This window comes from Flavihumibacter fluminis (assembly GCF_021491375.1).
In the GTDB taxonomy this organism is placed as follows: domain Bacteria; phylum Bacteroidota; class Bacteroidia; order Chitinophagales; family Chitinophagaceae; genus Flavihumibacter; species Flavihumibacter fluminis.
This window is the reverse complement of sequence record NZ_JAKEVY010000002.1, coordinates 951306-968878: the sequence shown is the minus strand read 5'-3', so window position 1 is coordinate 968878 and position 17573 is coordinate 951306. Positions and strand designations below refer to the sequence as shown.

The 17573-nt window shown below is 42.6% G+C and carries 17 protein-coding genes; 7 read left to right on the top strand and 10 right to left on the bottom strand.

Annotated features, from left to right (window positions below):
- Positions 1-543, top strand: coding sequence for a M23 family metallopeptidase (locus L0U88_RS10440; protein ID WP_234865994.1), 543 nt, complete (start codon positions 1-3; stop codon positions 541-543).
- On the opposite strand, the gene L0U88_RS10435 is transcribed toward L0U88_RS10440, so the two are convergent.
- Positions 537-2492, bottom strand: coding sequence for a glycoside hydrolase family 127 protein (locus L0U88_RS10435; protein WP_234865993.1), 1956 nt, complete (start codon positions 2490-2492; stop codon positions 537-539). The two genes, L0U88_RS10440 and L0U88_RS10435, sit on opposite strands and share 7 nt — an antisense overlap.
- Before the next feature lie 98 nt (positions 2493-2590).
- Here L0U88_RS10435 and L0U88_RS10430 point away from each other — a divergent pair, with 98 nt between their 5' ends.
- Positions 2591-4009 carry a hypothetical protein gene (locus L0U88_RS10430; protein ID WP_234865992.1) on the top strand — a complete coding sequence of 473 codons (1419 nt, stop codon included), beginning with the start codon at positions 2591-2593 and terminating at the stop codon, positions 4007-4009.
- Here L0U88_RS10430 and L0U88_RS10425 read toward each other — a convergent pair.
- The gene (locus tag L0U88_RS10425) at positions 4002-4562 is read right to left on the bottom strand and encodes an ankyrin repeat domain-containing protein (protein WP_234865991.1); all 561 of its coding nucleotides are present in this window, start codon (positions 4560-4562) and stop codon (positions 4002-4004) included. The genes L0U88_RS10430 and L0U88_RS10425 overlap by 8 nt on opposite strands.
- A 128-nt stretch (positions 4563-4690) precedes the next feature.
- Here L0U88_RS10425 and L0U88_RS10420 point away from each other — a divergent pair, with 128 nt between their 5' ends.
- From L0U88_RS10420 to L0U88_RS10410, 3 genes are read left to right on the top strand one after another with little or no spacing between them, the layout of a single operon-like run.
- A complete protein-coding gene (locus L0U88_RS10420) occupies positions 4691-5476 on the top strand; it encodes a DUF3108 domain-containing protein (protein ID WP_234865990.1) in 786 nt (261 codons plus the stop codon).
- Positions 5473-6066, top strand: a complete 594-nt coding sequence (locus L0U88_RS10415) for a hypothetical protein (protein WP_234865989.1) — start codon at positions 5473-5475, stop codon at positions 6064-6066. Before L0U88_RS10420 ends, L0U88_RS10415 begins: the two co-directional genes overlap by 4 nt.
- Entirely contained in the window at positions 6063-6959 is an 897-nt protein-coding gene (locus L0U88_RS10410; RefSeq protein WP_234865988.1) for an alpha/beta hydrolase fold domain-containing protein, read from the top strand. The genes L0U88_RS10415 and L0U88_RS10410 overlap by 4 nt, the downstream gene beginning before the upstream one ends.
- On the opposite strand, the gene L0U88_RS10405 is transcribed toward L0U88_RS10410, so the two are convergent.
- The 8 genes from L0U88_RS10405 to L0U88_RS10370 all read right to left on the bottom strand — a co-directional run bounded on the left by L0U88_RS10405 (position 6946) and on the right by L0U88_RS10370 (position 16421).
- The gene (locus L0U88_RS10405) at positions 6946-7530 is read right to left on the bottom strand and encodes a Crp/Fnr family transcriptional regulator (RefSeq protein ID WP_234865987.1); all 585 of its coding nucleotides are present in this window, start codon (positions 7528-7530) and stop codon (positions 6946-6948) included. The genes L0U88_RS10410 and L0U88_RS10405 overlap by 14 nt on opposite strands.
- 10 nt (positions 7531-7540) lie before the next feature.
- On the bottom strand, positions 7541-10705 hold the full coding sequence (locus L0U88_RS10400) for an ABC transporter permease/M1 family aminopeptidase (RefSeq protein ID WP_234865986.1): 3165 nt from the start codon (positions 10703-10705) through the stop codon (positions 7541-7543).
- Positions 10702-11577, bottom strand: coding sequence for an ABC transporter ATP-binding protein (locus tag L0U88_RS10395; protein ID WP_234865985.1), 876 nt, complete (start codon positions 11575-11577; stop codon positions 10702-10704). The genes L0U88_RS10400 and L0U88_RS10395 overlap by 4 nt, the downstream gene beginning before the upstream one ends.
- Positions 11578-11651: 74 nt before the next feature.
- Positions 11652-11858: a helix-turn-helix domain-containing protein gene (locus L0U88_RS10390; RefSeq protein ID WP_234865984.1), complete on the bottom strand. Its 207-nt coding sequence runs from the start codon at positions 11856-11858 to the stop codon at positions 11652-11654.
- Position 11859: 1 nt separating this feature from the next.
- Positions 11860-12375 (bottom strand): hypothetical protein, encoded by a 516-nt coding sequence (locus L0U88_RS10385; protein ID WP_234865983.1) that lies wholly within the window; start codon positions 12373-12375, stop codon positions 11860-11862.
- A 72-nt stretch (positions 12376-12447) separates the two neighbouring features.
- Positions 12448-13584, bottom strand: coding sequence for a type 1 glutamine amidotransferase domain-containing protein (locus L0U88_RS10380; protein ID WP_234865982.1), 1137 nt, complete (start codon positions 13582-13584; stop codon positions 12448-12450).
- Positions 13585-13668: 84 nt separating this feature from the next.
- Positions 13669-14739, bottom strand: coding sequence for a helix-turn-helix domain-containing protein (locus tag L0U88_RS10375; RefSeq protein ID WP_234865981.1), 1071 nt, complete (start codon positions 14737-14739; stop codon positions 13669-13671).
- 62 nt (positions 14740-14801) lie between these two features.
- On the bottom strand, positions 14802-16421 hold the full coding sequence (locus L0U88_RS10370; RefSeq protein WP_234865980.1) for a serine hydrolase domain-containing protein: 1620 nt from the start codon (positions 16419-16421) through the stop codon (positions 14802-14804).
- A gap of 24 nt (positions 16422-16445) precedes the next feature.
- On the opposite strand from L0U88_RS10370, the gene L0U88_RS10365 reads away from it, so the two are divergent.
- The gene (locus L0U88_RS10365; protein WP_234865979.1) at positions 16446-17054 is read left to right on the top strand and encodes an ankyrin repeat domain-containing protein; all 609 of its coding nucleotides are present in this window, start codon (positions 16446-16448) and stop codon (positions 17052-17054) included.
- 19 nt (positions 17055-17073) lie between these two features.
- Entirely contained in the window at positions 17074-17565 is a 492-nt protein-coding gene (locus L0U88_RS10360) for a hypothetical protein (RefSeq protein ID WP_234865978.1), read from the top strand.
- The last annotated feature ends 8 nt before the right edge of the window (positions 17566-17573 follow it).

The following is a 17573-nucleotide window of genomic DNA, read 5'->3' as shown; positions in this document are numbered from 1 at the left end:
ATGATCACTCGCATCTTCATTATTGTATTTTGTTGCCTTGTCACCTCTTGCGCTTATGCCCAATTAGACTCAAATAAAACATTTGAACTTAGTAAGGGCAAATGGAGGATGCCATTAGATAATGTCACTAATATTTTTCTTCCAAATAAATTTGCTTCAGGACTTATGATAACGTCAATTCCTTTCTATGGAATTGTATTTATTACAAACAAACCATCCGAAGTATATAGCGTCGCAGAAGGAAAAGTTATATCAATCTTTTCAATTGGGGAGATAAAAGCAGTAATTATTAAATACGGAGATTATTATTTAATTTATTCAGAATTGGAGGAATGTTACGTTAATAAGAATGATCTTGTCTTTACAAACAGTAAAATTGGTCGTTTAAGAAAAAAATTTGACGACAAATATGAACTTGAATTTTTAGCTTACTTTAAAAGTAAAGAAATTGAATCCATTGAAGATTGGTTCAATCCCGACTTAAAAAAATATTATACGGCAAAGCAAAATAAACTGATGAAAAAAGCTGAAAGCCATCAATAATTCAACTTCACTTCCTCAACATACACCGGTAACCAAACCTGCATGGGACTTGCGCCCCGGTTATTCCAACTGAAATAGGGAATAGCTGTTACTGTTTGCAGGTTCGTTTGTACTGTTTTGCGATCAGCTCCAATACTAGTTACTGGTGCAGAAAAATTGATCACATTAATTCCTCCCAGCAAATCAGCTCGATACGAAACAGTAAAGGAGGGCTTATCCGGCAGCACGATATTCCAGGCCGCATTGTTGTTATCCTTCCCTTCCACGCAATACACAAGAGGACCATACTGGATAGCCATCCGGTTATTGTTCTGCTTTAGTTCAGGGCGACTTACCACCAGTCGTGGTTTCATAGGCAAGTCAATGGTTACCTTATCACCTTTTGCCCAGATACGATTGATAACCGCATATCCATCCTCCTGCGTATACTCAACCGGCTTGCCATTTACTTCAATCCTTGCTGCCATCGTTTTAGTTTCGGCATATTGATACAAGGCCCCTGGCACCGGCTGGTTCATCCAACCCGGCATGCGCAGACGCAGGGAAAAGGCTTTCTTTCGATCAGGTGTTACCGTTAGCTGCGTACTTCCCTTCCAGGGATAACCGGTTTCCAGTTGCAGCCCTACCCTGGTACCCGTCATCTTCAGAGTTGTTTTACTGCCCACATAGAGATTTACCCAGATGGCATCTGCTGAAGTAGCATAAATGTAGTTACCCAACGATGCTACGAGTCGCGCTATATTAGACGGACAACAAGCTGTTCCAAACCACTCGCTTCGGTTATGCGTACCAGTAGAGGCAAGCGGATTGCCATAGAAAAAACGATCCCCGCTGAGTGAAAGGCCATCCAGGGCAGCATTGTACAGGCTGCGTTCAAGGACATCCACATATTTGCCATCCCCACTGAGCATGTGCATGCGCTGGTTCCAGAAGACCATACCTACCGAGGCACAGGTTTCACTGTAGGCATCTTCATTGGGCAGATCGTAATCGACACCAAATCCCTCATTTCTTGCCTGGGCACCAATACCTCCTGTCAGGTACATGTTCCGATAAACTACATCCTCCCAGATGGTTTTCATTGCCTGTACATATCCGGCATCGTTTGTTACAGCTGCCACATCCGCCGCTCCGGTATAGAGATACATAGCACGAACAGCATGACCGGTGATTTCTTTTTGTTCCTTTACCGGTTCCATATTCTGATAGTACTGCCGACTATTTTCATCGTACTTGATAGCTCCTTTCCAATGTCCCCTTCCCCGCTGGTCCAGGAACCATCTAGACAGCTCCATGTAGCGGTTATTGCCTGTATGATGGTACAGTTTCATCAGCGCCAGTTCTATTTCCTGGTGGCCAGGCACCCAGGCGTTGTTTGCCAACCGGAAAATTGAATCCATATAATTGGCAAAACGAACACCCACATCCAGTAACAATCTTTTTCCAGTAGTATTGTGATAGGCGATTCCTGCTTCAATCAAGTGTCCGGCACAATAGGTTTCATGCTTGTCCATATCTGACCAGCGCTTATCCAACCCAGTTAGTGTATAATACGAATTGAGATACCCATCCGGCAATTGTGCAGCAGCAATTTTAGCAATCCATTCATCCGCTTTTGCTTCAATTGCAGCATCGGGATGATTGCGCAGAGAATAGGCAATTGCCTCCAGGGCCTTGTACACATCAGAATCATCGTAAAAAATTCCTTCAAAAGCACCCGGCTTATGAGCGGCCGCTCTCTCGAAATTGCGAATACGACCGGTTTTATTTTCCGTATAGTCAATACATGCTTTAATCGTAACATTTGCTACGGTAGCCAGTTTGGGCGACCAGAAACCATCCTCAATTGTCACTTCAGAAAAAGAGACAGGTTGCAACTTCTGGAGGGATTGGCTATGAAGAGTTGTTGAGGACAAACAAACTATTGCGGCAAGAAACAATCGGGTCATTGTTGGCGGATTTAGGTGAATAATCAATTTACATTCTATTTGGTTCATTTTCTTCACCTTTACGGTAAGTTTTTTACAACCTGGCCTACATATCAAACATGAAAATCATTTCCGATTATTTCGCTACAGATCGATCTCCTCTACTACCTGTCAGCCTGAAGCTAGAATTGGATACGCTGGAGGAACAAGTACTAAACAGCAATCAACCAGTAGTACATAAGTTGAAATCACTAAGAATCGACTATCCAGGTTTTCCTGAACCTACGTGTACGTTGGCAAGAGTCTATCATTACCAGGAGAAATCCAGGCAGGCACTTGATCTTTTACTACCGTTAAATGAATCTTATCCCCGCGAACCAATTGTTCTTACTTCTCTTGGTGAGATTTTACTGGAGCTGGAAGAATTTGATATGATGGAAGTTTTGGCAGATTTCTCCCTACCATTTGAGCAACAATTCCCCCACAGAATGTCGGTTGCCCTGGAAGAATGGTTGCCATATGAACAATTAGTTGCAGAATGGCTGTTTGTTAACGGTGAATTTCATCTGGGGTATGATCGATTCCGAAAAATTATTCAGGTATTGGAGACAATGCCAAAGGAATTCCAGGAATACGAAGAACTCATTGAATTAATTGACGATTATCTTGAGCCGGAAGAATATGATGCTGCTACGCACGAGATGCTGCAACTCCTTTATAAAAAGGTTGCAGGTAATCAGTATTACAAAATGCCATCCTTACGGCATCCGGAACTATCCATTTTGCAACGGGAGTTATTTCCGGAAGATATTCCTGCTCTGATGCAGTTGCTACAGTTGCCGCGTGAAAGTTTACTGCCTGATTTACGTTCAGCTATTCGTGACATCTATTTTAACGACTTTTATTACCGTGAATTCACTCCGGAAAGCATACAACCGGATTTGGCACTTGCGGGATTTCTTTTACTGGCAGAACTGGAACAGCCAGGAGACATAGAGGAATGGATAAGCTTCCTTCGCAAACCTGCCTACTTGATCGAGTTCTGGATGGGAGATTTTTTGCTGGAAATGGGCCACCGGGTAAGCTGGAAACTAGGTCGAAAGGAACTCGGAATCATGGAAAATGCCTTAAAGGAAAACTTCGATCACCAGTGGTCAGCCGTATCGATTGCCGAAGGGCTTATATTAACCAGCACACATGAACCCGATAAGAGACCTGAAATACTGAATATATTTGAGCGAACCATACTATTTATCCTTGATTCCATGCCTCAAAGAGGTACAGAAAACCTACTTCCCAATTTATTGGAATACGGACTTGCAATGGACCGTGAACGATTTACTACTTTAATGATGGAAGCCTATAGCAGGAAGCGAATCGTTAAAACCATCTATGCAAAAACACCAGCAGAAATGCTGGAGGAATCTACTTATTGGAAAGATCAACCCGATCTAAATATTGAATACAAAAGATCCCTTCTTTCACTCGAACAACTGTTACAGTGGTGGTTGAATCTAAGAACTGAAAACATTAGTTAGATGCTTTAAAATGCCGATACTTTCTTTTCTGAAATAATCGCTGCAACTTTTTATGCTCCTGCCGGATGGTTAAATCAATGGGAGTAACTCCACTATTATTCCCTTTGTATGGATTGGCACCCCGTTTCAGCAGCATTTTTGCCGCCCGGATATTGCCTGTCCAGCCTGCCCAGTGCAACGGTGTTTCCTGGATACCATCCAACACATTGATATCCGCCCCATTTTTCAACAGCGCCTTAACAATGGCTACATTATCATACTCAACTGCATAATGTAAGGGATATATGTGATCGTTATTCGGACTGTTAACAGTTGCCCCTTTTTCGATTAAAAAAGGGACTAAAAACTCATAACTCAATTTACAAACCATATTCAGGGCAGTGGCTCCCTGTTCATTTTTTGCGTTGATATCAGCACCCAACTCAAGCGCCTTTTTAATATCCTGTACATTGCCGTGAAGGGCTGCAGCGAGCAATAACTGATTCAAACTATCCTTCTGTTGTGCACAAACTGAACTGTTGATAAACAAACTGATTAGTACCAAAAATTTCATCTCAATTATTTGTGGAAAATTACATCATACAGATAAATGCAAACTTATCAAGAACTAGATTTCTTGATAAATTACCATAAGGTAAGAAATAGAAAATGGCACGATTTTACCTTTCCTAAAAATTAGGTATGCGCTTTTCTGTTCTTGCTTTTGCACTGTTATTACACCTGTCATCATTTGCTAATCCAGGGGACACACTGGACATCACTTCAAAGCATATTTCAACCGCTGTCCTGAAACAAGGAACTCACCAGTATCTCGTCTATTTCAAGATGGGAAAAGATAAACCGATTTCGAAACCCCAATTCTGGACCAGAACCATCCAACTTCAAAACAATCAACTCGTAATCGACCAGCGATGGGTTGCTGAAGATACAATCGTTCATACTACCCATTCAGTTTGTGATGCCAAAACTTTTACCCCTGTCACCCATGAATTCTGGTGGAAATCAGGCAGTCAATGGATCAATGCAGGCACTACTAAAGTTGATTTTCCAGCCGGCAAATTAGTAGTCAATGATCATGAACTTTCAGATCAGGATACCACACAACGATTTAAGGAGGCCTGGCAGGGTTTTACCAACAGCCGCACCCAAACGAACTTCAACTGGCATCTCGACCTCGAGGTATTTTCAACTTTACCGTTCAAAAAAGATGCTGTATTCAGAATTCCCTTTTATGATCCTGCCACCAGAACAGGGCTGCAACAGGTGGTGTATACCGTTACCGGATCGGCTCAACTGGAAGGATATGATCAACAAAAAATAGACTGTTGGTTACTGGTTCATGAAACGAAAGGAAACAAAGAAACTTTCTGGATCAGCAAAAAAACCAAAGAAGTGCTGAAACTCGAACAGGTTATTAATAACCAGTTTTACCGATATAAAATAAAAATAGCTACCTCATCACTATGAAATCACTGTTTTATCCTGCCTTCATTATGTTAGCGGCAGCCTGCAGTCCGGTTAAAAATGCAGACAAACGTGCCTCCAAAAATGAAATCCAAAACCTATATCCGCAGCAGGCATTTGATTCGCTATCAGCTAAGAAAATGCTGACCTACGGAACGGCCACAATCAAGGGCATCATTTTTAAAAAAACAGATAAAATGACCATTGGGGGTGGCAAGACCTATGGAACTGGTGTCAAAATCACCTTGTATCCGGTTACTCCCTATTTTATGGAATGGTATGAATTGCGCGAGAAAAAAGAAGACAAGCGGACCCGTGTATTTATTTCAGATGAAGCCTTCCGGTATCGGCTGGAAACCACTTCCGATAACTATGGACGCTTTGTTTTTGAAAAAATGAAACCCGGCAAGTATTTTCTTCAGGCCTTTATGACCACCACCCAACGCTACTCTCAGGATGTAGAAGTAGGTACCAATTCCTATGGCACCCGCTTTTATCAAAAGGAACGATACAGCGTATCTAAAAACCACCGGCTGGAACAGTTCATTGAGGTTAAAAATGAAAACGAAATAACGGAGGTTGTTTTAAGATGAGTCGCAGTTTATCCTATTACCTGGTGTTGGGTATGCTCAAAATCAAGGGTATAAAAAAACAATTCAGTGAAAACCCAATCAACTACCGGCAAATCAGAGAAAAGGATGTTTATCGTCCTACCAATGGTTTACTGAGAAAATTTAATACCACAACTTTTAAAATTGACGAAAGCTCCATAACAGTTATCAGAAAAACCAGCCGGCCGGAACGATTGCTCCTCTATGTTCATGGAGGAGCTTTTGTTGCCGGTCCGGGTCAGCACCACTGGGATTTTTTGGAAACCCTTACAAACGCTGCCAATGTTTGCAGCTGGCTCTGCAACTATCCCAAAGCTCCTGAGCACCGAATCAACCTTATTTCAGAAAACCTGGACGAAGTGTATTCCTTTGCGCTTTCCCACTATGCAGCTGAAAATATAGTATTGATGGGTGATTCAGTAGGTGGCACCCTGATTATAGCATTAGTACAGCGACTTATTAAAAACCAGCAACCGCTTCCATCTAAGCTGATCCTGCTATCACCGGTACTGGATGCCAGTTTCAGCAATCCTGCCATTGCTGCCATTGAACCCCTGGATCCCATGCTTTCTGTAGCAGGTGCAAAAAGTGCCAAACAACTATGCGCGATCGCCGGTGATCTAAGAGACCCCCGAATCTCCCCGCTCTACGGATCCTGTAAAGGATTTCCAGAAACGCATTTATTTGCAGGGGAACTTGATATTACCTATCCGGATCAACAGGTTTTTGCTGAGCGCCTTCAGGAAGCCAATGTGAATTTTTCCCTGGTTATTGGAAAAGGGATGCCGCATATATGGCCTCTATTACCAGTTATGAAGGAAGCAAAACAAGCCAGAAATCAACTTATTGCCTTACTGAACGCTAATTCCGGATAAGGCTTTTTTTCCGGATCCGGCTCAGGCTCTGGGGTGTGATGCCCAGATAGGATGCAATGTATTTCTGGGGAGTTCGCTGCAGGATTTGAGATTGCTTTTTCTGTAAATTATCATATCGTTCTTCAGCGGTTTTGCTGATCAAATCTATCTGCTGCTGTTGTTTATGCATGAACAGCGATTCCGCAGCATAGCGAAAGAACTTATCGCCATAGGCATTGGCTTTTTGCAATTGCTCAAAGCTGGTTCTGGAAATCCGAAACAATTCCGTTTGTTCAAAGGTTTTAATTTCCAGTTCGGTAGGCTGGCCAGATAAAAACGACATATAGTCGCCAAAGAATTCATTCTCATAACAAAGATCAATACAGAATAAACTGTTTCGCTTTGTCAGGAATACACCACCTGATCCCTGAATGATAAAACTCAGGTAATATTCGCTGCTGTTGGGTCGCTTCAGTACTTCTCCTGCATTTGCCGTATACCATTCTCCCAGCTCTACTACGCGCTCCCATACCTGTAGGGAAGCAGAAAAATAAGGATCAAAAGCCTGTTTCAGTTGTGCTGCTAAATTCATGATTCGTTTTTTAATCCATACTTGTAAACAATGACAGGATTTCCTCCTGTTTCGTGGCAGGCACCCTGCTTTTTAGTAGCTCCAGAAAATCCAGCGTGGTGGCCCGATACGGATATTTATATCGCTCCAAAAACTCCTTCAAAAAAAGATTCAGCTTTTCTTCACCCAATAGTTCAGACAGTTTTACCATCACAAGGGCACCTTTGGAATAAGCCAAGTGAGTGGCTCCGGGACTAACCTTATAAAGCGGTTCTGATTTAAAATATCCTTTTTCAGCCTGGTAAATCTGTTCTTGCAGGGCCAATCGCGCTTTCATTTTTGCTGCCCCGTATTGCTGTTTATAGAGCATCATTTCCGTGTACATAGCCAGGCTCTCTGTCAACATACTGGCACCCTCCCGTTCATCTGGTGAAAGCTGGTTATTTCCCCACCAGTAATGCGATAATTCATGTGCTGCCAGTTCAATAATCACATCGTTATCAGGTTCTGCCTGCAGATTGGAAGAAAAGGCCATTTGCTCAGTCATAAAGATCACACCCGGATAAGCAGTGGCATTAAATCCTCTCACGAAAGAAGGAACTTCCGCATAGGTGATACTCCTGAATGGATAGGTTCCAAAATGTTGCTGACAATAGTCCAGGCTTCTTTTGCTTTGTTCAATCAGGGCGTTTACATTTTCACTATGCAGGGGATGATGATACACCTGAATGGGGATGCCGCTGTGAACAGTTTTGCTTACCGCATAGCTGGCTGATGATAACGCAAAACGAAAGGGGATTTTTTCTGCCCGGAATTGAAAATAATTTCTGCCTTCCTGCTCCCATTGTTTCAGCAACTCACCGGTACCAATCACCTGCTCCTGCGCACTGGTGGATACAATCATATCGAGCGCAATAAAATCTTCGCTGTTGTTTTTTGGGGCCTCCAGTTTTTTCAGCTGAGTTGCGGGTCCTAACCCATATTGCACACGCTCCAGGGAATCTTCCAGTTCAATTGCAGCATTATAACCGATGCTTGGAAAATATCGACTGATGCGCATGAAACTTCCATTTTCCTGAATGAGATTTACTGGCTGGTGCGCATTGACCGGATACCATTGATAGTGCAAACGAAATCTCAGATAAGCACTATCTCCGGGTTGAATTGCTTTTTTTAATCGAATAGCTTCTACCGCTTCTTTTACAGGAACCAGCTCCTCTCCATAATTGAGTGCTGCTGATTCAAGCTGGAATCCTTCCGGAAAATTCACCAATACTGCCGGCATTTCCGCAGCAGTTGTATTACGCAACAGATAAGTTCCCTCGATTCGATAACTTCTTTTATCCGGATACAGGTCAATGGTGGTAGTTACGCGCTGTATAGTCGGCTGAGCAAGCACCTGGAATTTTCTATAACTTTTCTCATAGTTGACAGCTTTCTGCTCTTGCTCCTTTTTATCCAGGTTCTTATATCCCTCGATGTAGTTGGGTATTGTAAAGGCAAGTAATCCGGCAATTGGTAAGATTCCCAAAAAAAGCGCAAATCTTCTAGTAGCAATTGCGTGTGCACCCATCCATAAAATGGCTGCCACTCCTGCTCCTATCACCATCTTTTGCAGAAATGAATCAAGATACCCGCCATAGCCGCTAAAGTCTGTCCAGGTGGCTGAATAACCGGTTAGTAACAATGCTAGAGGATGTTTGAACAGATTCAACGCAATCGGACTTGCAAGCAGCAGAGCAAACAGGAATGCCAATCCCAATGCGATATACTTTTGCGGTACTATTGTATTGATGAGCAACAGAAAACTACCCAACAGTACTAGTGGGACGCTGTTGAATAATAAGACACCCAGGTAGGCACCTGCATCAACTATACTGTACTGATAAGCCAGTTGGAATAGCAATCCTTCTCCAATAAGCAGTATGGAATAAAACAGAATCAGGACTGTTATACTGAATCCATGCGCCACAACTTTCGCATGCGCAAAACCTGTATTGCCCTCTACCGTATTGAAGCGGTAAGCTGCACTCCTCCAGTAGAGATCGTTGATAAAATAAGTGATCAGGAACAAACCCAGCACCTGAAAGTTTTCATGGATCACACCTGCCAATAATCCTGAACTGGCGAAGCGTTGCGGCATGCGGATCCCTTTTTCAATCTCACCATACATTTCCATTCCCACAGCAAATACCAACAGCAGGCTGGACGCAGGCAGGAGTACGCTTTTAAATACATACACCAGGTCCAGTTTCACAAAGGAATAAATCGCTTTTAGTTTTTGTGAAAAATCAAACTTTACCTGCGCGGTTACAACCGGACTGAAAGCAACGGATTTTTTTTCAGGAAGAACAGCCGGGCTTTTTCCTTTCCCACTCTTTTTAACCTGCCTAACAGAAAAAGACAGATACGACAAATAAATAAATGCAATAGCCAGTGCGCTATAGAGTAACCGGTTCAATAAAAAGAAACCTGTTAAAGGCACCAGTTCCTGGTTTCGTTGATCAACTGTAAAGTCGCGTGCCGAATAATAATAAGCAGAGAGTCCGAACGGATCCAATAGTGCAGCCAATTTTTGAGCAACTACCGATTGCGGAGAAGCGGCATTCATAAAAGGCGAATTGGAATAGACCAGCACTACCATATACAAGACATACACTAATAAACCGGAAATTACCAATAACAACTTATGCTTTGAACGCATGGCAACAAACAGCAGGAATGAGCAAACAAACAGCAGAGATGGCAGTACAAGAACGAGGAAAGCATAGAGGTACCGAACCAGGAAAAATCCCGGCTGCATTTCGGAACCGGTACGATTGCTTTGCCCGATCACGAATCCGGTATATAGAGAAAGAAAAACAAAAAGCACCACCAATCCATATGAAAGAGCCCTCCCTGAAAGAAATCCGGCTTTTGAAAGCGGTGTGGTAAAGAGTAAACTGTCCATCCGCGCATCCCAATCCTTAAAGAGTAACTGACTGCCAATGATACTTGAAATAAAGATTACAGCCAGGCTGAGAAAACCTGTAATATAACCTATTGAAAAAGCGGAATTCAGGTACACCCCTTCTCCTACTGAAATATTAAAATTGGCGCCTGCATACCAGCCCATTGCGGCACAGAGCAGCAGCACTAAATAAGACACATAGTTTCTTATATAGGAATGGATATCGAATAACAATACGGATCTCATGCTACTGACTGCTTGATGGTATAAAAATAAAAATGCTCCAGTGTGGGATGCACTGCTTCAAAGCCTTCCGGCTGTTGGGTTGCATAAACTGAAATTACCTGCTGATTCTCCACCCACTGGTGACTGATTACATTGAAGCGTTGTTCAACATCCGTCAATTCAGTTTTGCTGATCTTTTTTGCCCAAATCTTTCCCTGCAAGGTGGATACCAGGTCACCCGGACTACCAACAACGCGGATCCTTCCATCCTTCAGAATAGCCATCGAACTGCACAGGTTGCGTACATCCTCCACCAGGTGCGTAGAGAGCAGCACAATCACTTCCTTGCTGATTTCACTTAATATTCCATTAAAACGATTTCTTTCTTCCGGATCCAATCCCGCTGTTGGTTCATCCACAATGATGATGGAAGGATTACCCAGCAATGCCTGTGCAATGCCAAAACGCTGTCGCATTCCTCCCGAAAAACGAAAGACCTCCTTGTTTTTCTCAGCGCTCAGGTTGACCTTTTCCAGGAGGATATCAATCTGCTTTTTTCTTTCTTTGGCATCTGCTACTCCTTTCAGTACAGCAAGATGTTGTAATAACTGAAGGGCACTGGTTCGCGGATAAACACCAAAATCCTGGGGCAGAAAACCGAGTTGCTTCCGGATAAATTCAGGTTGTTGAATGATATCAATTCCATTGAAAAGCAGTTTCCCTGATTGTGGTTGTTGTAGTCCGACAATGGTTTTCATCAGGGAAGATTTTCCTGCTCCATTGGGACCCAGCAAACCAAACATACCATTCCGGATGGTAAGACTGATATCATCAATGGCCTTTACACCATTCTTATACTGAAGGTTGAGTTTTTCAATGCAAAGTTGATTCATATTGATAAGGTTTAGACAATAGTATACCTGGCAACCTGATAGTTGCTATTTTTTACTGCTATATGTTGATTGATTTATTCTTCCCGATACTCAAGGATATCACCGGGCTGGCAATCCAAAATTCTGCAGATCGCTTCCAGTGTATCGAACCGGATACCTTTTGCTTTTCCTGTTTTTAAAATAGAAAGATTCACTGGTGTGATGTCCAGTTTCTCTGCCAATTCCTTGCTTTGCATTTTGCGTTTCGCAAGCATCACATCAAGGTTTACGATTATCGGCATGTCAGATAAATAAATCTTGTTCGTTTTGCAATTGGATTCCCTGTTTGAATATGGCTGCTACAAACCATACAAAGATGCCCATGATCAGGTGCAGCACTACCAGTACGCCGATTATAAATTCAATTTCTACAAAGAAAAAAGCTACAGCAACACTAAGTGGCGGCACCAGCAAATTGAATACATAAAATCGTTTCAACTGTAGGTGATTGGGAGCCGTAAACAATCTTGGACGCTTGAATACCCCGAACATTCTGGCTGTCAAAAAAAAGAAAACGGTATACAATAAAAAGGGCAACAAAAATGAAAAAACAATATAAAGACCATTGTTATCCAAAATCAAAAAGGGCTTTGCCGAAAAGGGATACAGGATATTCAGTTGCGTTCCATCATTAAACGGAACTATGTTCCAACCGGTAAAAAGACAAATCAACGCATATATAGATGCCAACCCATATACAGCCCCAAGCAGTAAAAAAATAAAGGCCACCAATTTTGAAATCAACCTGGAAGGGATCATACCAATTACGATTTAATTATACAAATGTATATATTAATTATCGTAAAACAATAATTTATTATCTTTTTTAGACTAGTTAATTTCTTCTAACAATTTTTTTGCCTCCTTAAATGAGGGAGCTTTTGCCACCACCTGCTGTAAAATTGCTTTCGCTTTTTCTTTATTGCCCAGTTTTAAATAACCCCTTGCCATTTCGTACTCCAGGTTTTCATTGGAAACCCAGGGTTTTACCAGTTCAATAATACCAAGAGCAGACCCAATGCCTTCTTTACTGCCATCCCCTTTGATTAAGCCATAGTATCCATAAACAGCAATCAGTTCAAGATCATATGCGCCATGATTCTTCCTGAGTTCCTCTTCTGCCCAGGATGTTGCTCCTTTCAGGTATTTATCTACCAGATTGATGCTGCGCTCATCGGGATACAATGTTCTTGAAACAGGCTCTACACCAATTGCCCTCACCAGCTCTTCTGCCAGCACAGTGGTACTAAATGGATTTTGTCCTGTTATGAGTTTCCCATCCCTGATTAACTGAGGCAACATAGCAGCATTTCGCTCATACTGTGCCCCTCTGGCCTTTAGTTTGTCTTCCAGCAAAAAAGGAAACTCGGCCTTCCAGGTCTTGCCGAACTTATCTTCTTCTTCATTACAAAAACCAGTGATCTTCCTGTTGGCAATCAAATAGGAACCATCTTCCAGTTTTACGTTTACAAAAGCAGCCGGACCATGACAAACTGCTGCAATCACTCCATCTGGTTTTTTATAAATCGAACTGATGAGTTCCTGCAGTGAAGGATCATAGGGCAAATCGAACATGGCTCCCTTACCTCCTACCACATAAATGGCCGAGTACAACGCAGGATTCACCTTCGCCGTTGGAATCGTATGCTGCAATTTGGCCATCGCCACTTTATCCTCCAGCAGTTCTTTATTATAGGCTTTGGCGCGATTAAATTCATCTGCTTCAGCAGGTCCCCCTTTAGGACTGGCAACATCGATCTCCAGCCCATTTGCTTTAAAAATAAGGTAAGCCTGTGAGTACTCGTCGAACTCGAAACCGGGGCGCAGTTTACCCTCTTTTTTACCATAACTGCTTACTACAATCAGCACTTTCTTACCAGCCTGGGTTGAATGCTGAGCAATGGGTTTGGATTGCCCAACCAGCAACATGGGTAGCAGGGCAAAAAACAACAAGACCTTGATTTTCATTTAAAAAGATTTAATTGATAATCTTTCGAAAATCAGGTTTGCCTATCAAAAAGAGGTATTGATTTCCTGTTTTTAGGTCAAAATCTATAAATCAGAACCAGAAACTGACTGGATTTGCTCCTGTTTAAAGAGGTTCGGGGTTTTGCCCGTATATTTTTTAAAGGCACTGAAGAATGCCGATTTAGAGTTGAAACCAACTTCATAACCCACGGCTTCCAGCTTCAGGTTGCGATCCTTCGAAATAATTTCACAAGCCCGCCGGATCCGGTACTCGTTAATATAGGTGTTGAAGTTTTTCCCGAGCCGTTCATTCAGCAACTGGGAAAGCTGGTGACCGGAAAGATTCAGTAGCGCAGCCAGGTCATTCAGTTTTAAATCCGGGTTTGCATGAACCTCCTGGCTGAGCATTAGTTCTTCCAACTTTGTCAAACTGTCGCTGGCCAATTGCGCATCCAGCTTTTTATTGGCATATTTTTCCGGCTCCGACTGAAACAGCTCATCGGTTCTTTTCCGATACAGCAGGATCAGGCTGTTGAGATACAGTAATACAGAAAAACTGATGGGACCGGCAATATAAGATAGCTTGATATCGAAATAGGACAATAAATAAGCAGTAGCGGTTACCAGGCTTCCGATATAAATGCCCAGTACCCATTTTTCATTCGGTTGAAGGGATACCCCCTTCCTGATAAGTTTACGAACTACTGGCCTGATCAGCCAGCCACTCACGATTATATAAATGAACCATTGCAGGTAAATAAAAGGGATAATATACTGTCGCCATATTGGATAATACGGCCTGGCCGAAAAGAACAACAACAGCACCAGGGAAACAATCGCATACCCAACCAGGGTATAGCTCCACCTGGCAGGCATTTCTTTTATTCCAAAGGTGGATGCTTTGAGAAAATAAAATAAAAGTGGTCCGATGAACAAACAGGCCACCAATCCAAGCTGGACCCAGATAACCGGGAGTTGCGGATAAAACCACCAGATCACAGACTTAGCTACACGCAGACTCAGGGCCAGCAGCATAGCGCCGAACAGGAGTCCGGATAATTTCCTGTTTTTATAGAAAAACAGAAAGTAGGCGCTTAACAGCAGGCCATTGAACCACCCAATTGTACTGATAAAAAATACAAGCTTGTCAGCCATGTAGCTAAATTAGCGGTTCAAAAGTTAACATGAATAGAGTTACTGTATTTTGTGGTTCAAGCTTAGATAGCTGAACGACTAAACCAAATTCTCCTGGCTCTGCCAACTGATAAAGTAAACCCGGTAATCTTTCCTTTTTTATCTCTTACGAATCGAATGTTGGATCCAGGTGCTGCAAATCCATCTTTGTAAGTAGGAGCAAATTGGACAAGGGCAGTGGGTTCCTGTATGTGCTGTAGCTGTTTACCGCTAACTTTTATCCGTATGGTGGTGTTCGCGTCTTTACTGCTATAAGTTCCTTCAAATTGTTTCAATTCTTCCGGCGATCCGATTGCAGCGGGTTCTTTAATAAATTGTAAGGTATCAGCAGGCGGACCGAAATCAATCCTTTTCAAACCTGATTTTTCAAATAGAAGCTGGTATCCATTGGCCATCAACTTACCATCTTTAGCTGCATAAACCGGTTTCTTATTGGGCATCAATAATGTACTGTCCGATACCTGTAAGAAGATGCCTTCATCTGTTCTGTCATCCCGATACCAGCCTGCCAGTTTTTTTTGCGTTGCCGGGTCTGCTTTATATACTTCCGGCTCTGCAGCAGCAGAAATCCGGAGTTGGTCAGGAACAAAAATTCGCGCAAGCTTTTCAGCTATTTGCACCGGAGAAAAACTACTGGTATTAGATAATAAGGCGATGGACAATCCCAATTCTGGGAAATAATCCAGGTTGGCCCGATACCCTGCAGTAGCCCCGCTATGCGATACCTGATCCCGACCATTAAACGTACTGATGCGTAAGCCGGCAGCATAGGGATGTACTTTGCCATTTCTGAATCTTCCCAGTTCCAGTTGCCGATCCAGCAGTACTTTTCCGCCTAATTTACCACCATGCATAAAGGCAGCCCATTTAACCAGGTCCGAGGCGGTTGTCAGCATGCCTCCATTTCCATGGGCATCTTCAAAAGGCATGGACAATTTAAGTACCATCGGTGTTTGCTGATAAGCGACCGCACGTTTTTTCACAACCTGCCGGAAATCATTTCGCCAACTGGTATGGGTCATACCTGCCGGAATAAAAATGCGGTCCTTGCAGAATTGCGCAAAGCTTGTTTTGGCCACCCGCTCCACAATAATGGCCATCAAATTGTAGTTACTGTTACTGTATATGTATTCAGTGCCCGGTGGGTTGTTGAGCGCTGTCTGGCGACAAATAATCTGCAGCGCATGTGCATTGGTGTGAGCTCTTGAACCGCGCCCCCAGCCTTCAACTTCCGCAACCGATCCCCAGTCTCGCAAACCACTCTGGTGATGTATCAGATCATAAATAGTGATTACCGAACCATAATCCGGTAATTCGGGAATGTATTTACGTACATCGTCCTGCTGGCTGAGTTTGCCGTCCTGCTCCAGCAATAAGATAGCTGCAGCCGTAAATTGTTTGGAAACGGATCCTGCTTCAAAAATGGTCGCAGTATCATTAAGCACATCGTGTTCTAAATCAGCAGCGCCGAATGCTTGTGCATAGATCAGCTGTCCATTCCGGCTGATTGCTACTGACATCCCTGGTAAGTTTGGATTCGACCAGGGTTTTAATACTGTTTCAATCTGGCGGGCAGTGTCCGAAAAGTTGGATTGTGCCAATAGCTGCAGGGGAAATAATCCCAACAAAAGCAGTAGTTTCATTCCCTAAACTACACTGTTTTCGTTATGACGAAAAAAGAAATCAAGACCTATTTCAAAGCTATAACTGATGGAGACCTGGCAACTTTAAACCGGCTCCTGGATGAAAAGCCGGAATACCTGAAAGTTTGCAATGTTGCACCACCCAAAAAAGACGATGGACAATCCGGACTTCAACTGGCATTTAAAACAGGCCGGTTTGAAATTGCTCAACTATTGATTGATCGCGGATCAGATGTCAACTTTCAGGAAACATCCACCATTAATGAATGGACTACACCTGTGTTGCACGATTGCATAAGGGCTACCATATTCAATAGTTATACCCTTCAACAGGATACTTCAAAATTCGACAAAGCTTTTTCTCTTTTGAAACGAATGTTGGAAAATAAAGCCAATCCAAATGCTACCGATTCATATGGAAATTCATGTTTAGGAAGGGCTATTTTGGATGCTAGACAAATGATAAACAATCCCAGTGCAGACTTACAAAATGGAATCCTCATCGAACAATTAAGAAAGGTTTTTAAGGAACTTATTGATGCAGGAGCAGATCCGGATGCAAGCAATGCAACCCGAGATAGTGCAAAATCAGACCTGATTAATTTTCGGCTGGAATCCTACCAGCTTTTTTAATTCAAGTTTTTATACCCATATGCTATCAACAAAAAGAATACTTGTAGGTGCTATACTGATTGTTGTAGCAATTACCGCTATACTACTTTTCACAGGATCCCGAAACATGACTGAAAATCTCAGCAGAATTATTAAAAACTCCAGTCCGAAAACGCCAGAACAGATTTATTCAGTTCTTTTCAAACCGCCTCTTGAAAATTGCGTTACAATAAGAAATACCAAAGATCAGCTACTGCCGATCCTGGACTGTTGCATCTGGATGGAAATTCAACTTTGCCCAGATGAACTGAAACGAATCGTACAACAAAAAAATTACGAGATTTCTATTTATAATCATCCGGATTCCTTGACTCTAAGCACTTCTTTTGCAGATAGACCCTCCTGGTGGAATCCTGCAGTAATAAGAGATACTGTTTATAAACTACGCTACAGTAATAATCCCAAAAGAGCACAAACTTTATTTTTCGGCACTGACAGTTCGCATGTATTCTTGTGCGATATGGCCTTATAAAAAAGCCC

Bases quoted from the DNA above. Each gene is read 5' to 3' on its own strand.
- L0U88_RS10410 (WP_234865988.1), top strand. From the start codon at position 6,063: ATGAGTCGCAGTTTATCCTATTACCTGGTGTTGGGTATGCTCAAAATC.
- L0U88_RS10365 (WP_234865979.1), top strand. From the start codon at position 16,446: ATGACGAAAAAAGAAATCAAGACCTATTTCAAAGCTATAACTGATGGA.
- L0U88_RS10440 (WP_234865994.1), top strand. From the start codon at position 1: ATGATCACTCGCATCTTCATTATTGTATTTTGTTGCCTTGTCACCTCT.
- L0U88_RS10385 (WP_234865983.1), bottom strand. From the start codon at position 12,375: ATGATCCCTTCCAGGTTGATTTCAAAATTGGTGGCCTTTATTTTTTTA.
- L0U88_RS10435 (WP_234865993.1), bottom strand. From the start codon at position 2,492: ATGACCCGATTGTTTCTTGCCGCAATAGTTTGTTTGTCCTCAACAACT.
- L0U88_RS10370 (WP_234865980.1), bottom strand. From the start codon at position 16,421: ATGAAACTACTGCTTTTGTTGGGATTATTTCCCCTGCAGCTATTGGCA.
- L0U88_RS10425 (WP_234865991.1), bottom strand. From the start codon at position 4,562: ATGAAATTTTTGGTACTAATCAGTTTGTTTATCAACAGTTCAGTTTGT.
- L0U88_RS10420 (WP_234865990.1), top strand. From the start codon at position 4,691: ATGCGCTTTTCTGTTCTTGCTTTTGCACTGTTATTACACCTGTCATCA.
- L0U88_RS10390 (WP_234865984.1), bottom strand. From the start codon at position 11,858: ATGCCGATAATCGTAAACCTTGATGTGATGCTTGCGAAACGCAAAATG.
- L0U88_RS10415 (WP_234865989.1), top strand. From the start codon at position 5,473: ATGAAATCACTGTTTTATCCTGCCTTCATTATGTTAGCGGCAGCCTGC.
- L0U88_RS10395 (WP_234865985.1), bottom strand. From the start codon at position 11,577: ATGAATCAACTTTGCATTGAAAAACTCAACCTTCAGTATAAGAATGGT.
- L0U88_RS10400 (WP_234865986.1), bottom strand. From the start codon at position 10,705: ATGAGATCCGTATTGTTATTCGATATCCATTCCTATATAAGAAACTAT.
- L0U88_RS10375 (WP_234865981.1), bottom strand. From the start codon at position 14,739: ATGGCTGACAAGCTTGTATTTTTTATCAGTACAATTGGGTGGTTCAAT.
- L0U88_RS10405 (WP_234865987.1), bottom strand. From the start codon at position 7,530: ATGAATTTAGCAGCACAACTGAAACAGGCTTTTGATCCTTATTTTTCT.
- L0U88_RS10360 (WP_234865978.1), top strand. From the start codon at position 17,074: ATGCTATCAACAAAAAGAATACTTGTAGGTGCTATACTGATTGTTGTA.
- L0U88_RS10380 (WP_234865982.1), bottom strand. From the start codon at position 13,584: ATGAAAATCAAGGTCTTGTTGTTTTTTGCCCTGCTACCCATGTTGCTG.
- L0U88_RS10430 (WP_234865992.1), top strand. From the start codon at position 2,591: ATGAAAATCATTTCCGATTATTTCGCTACAGATCGATCTCCTCTACTA.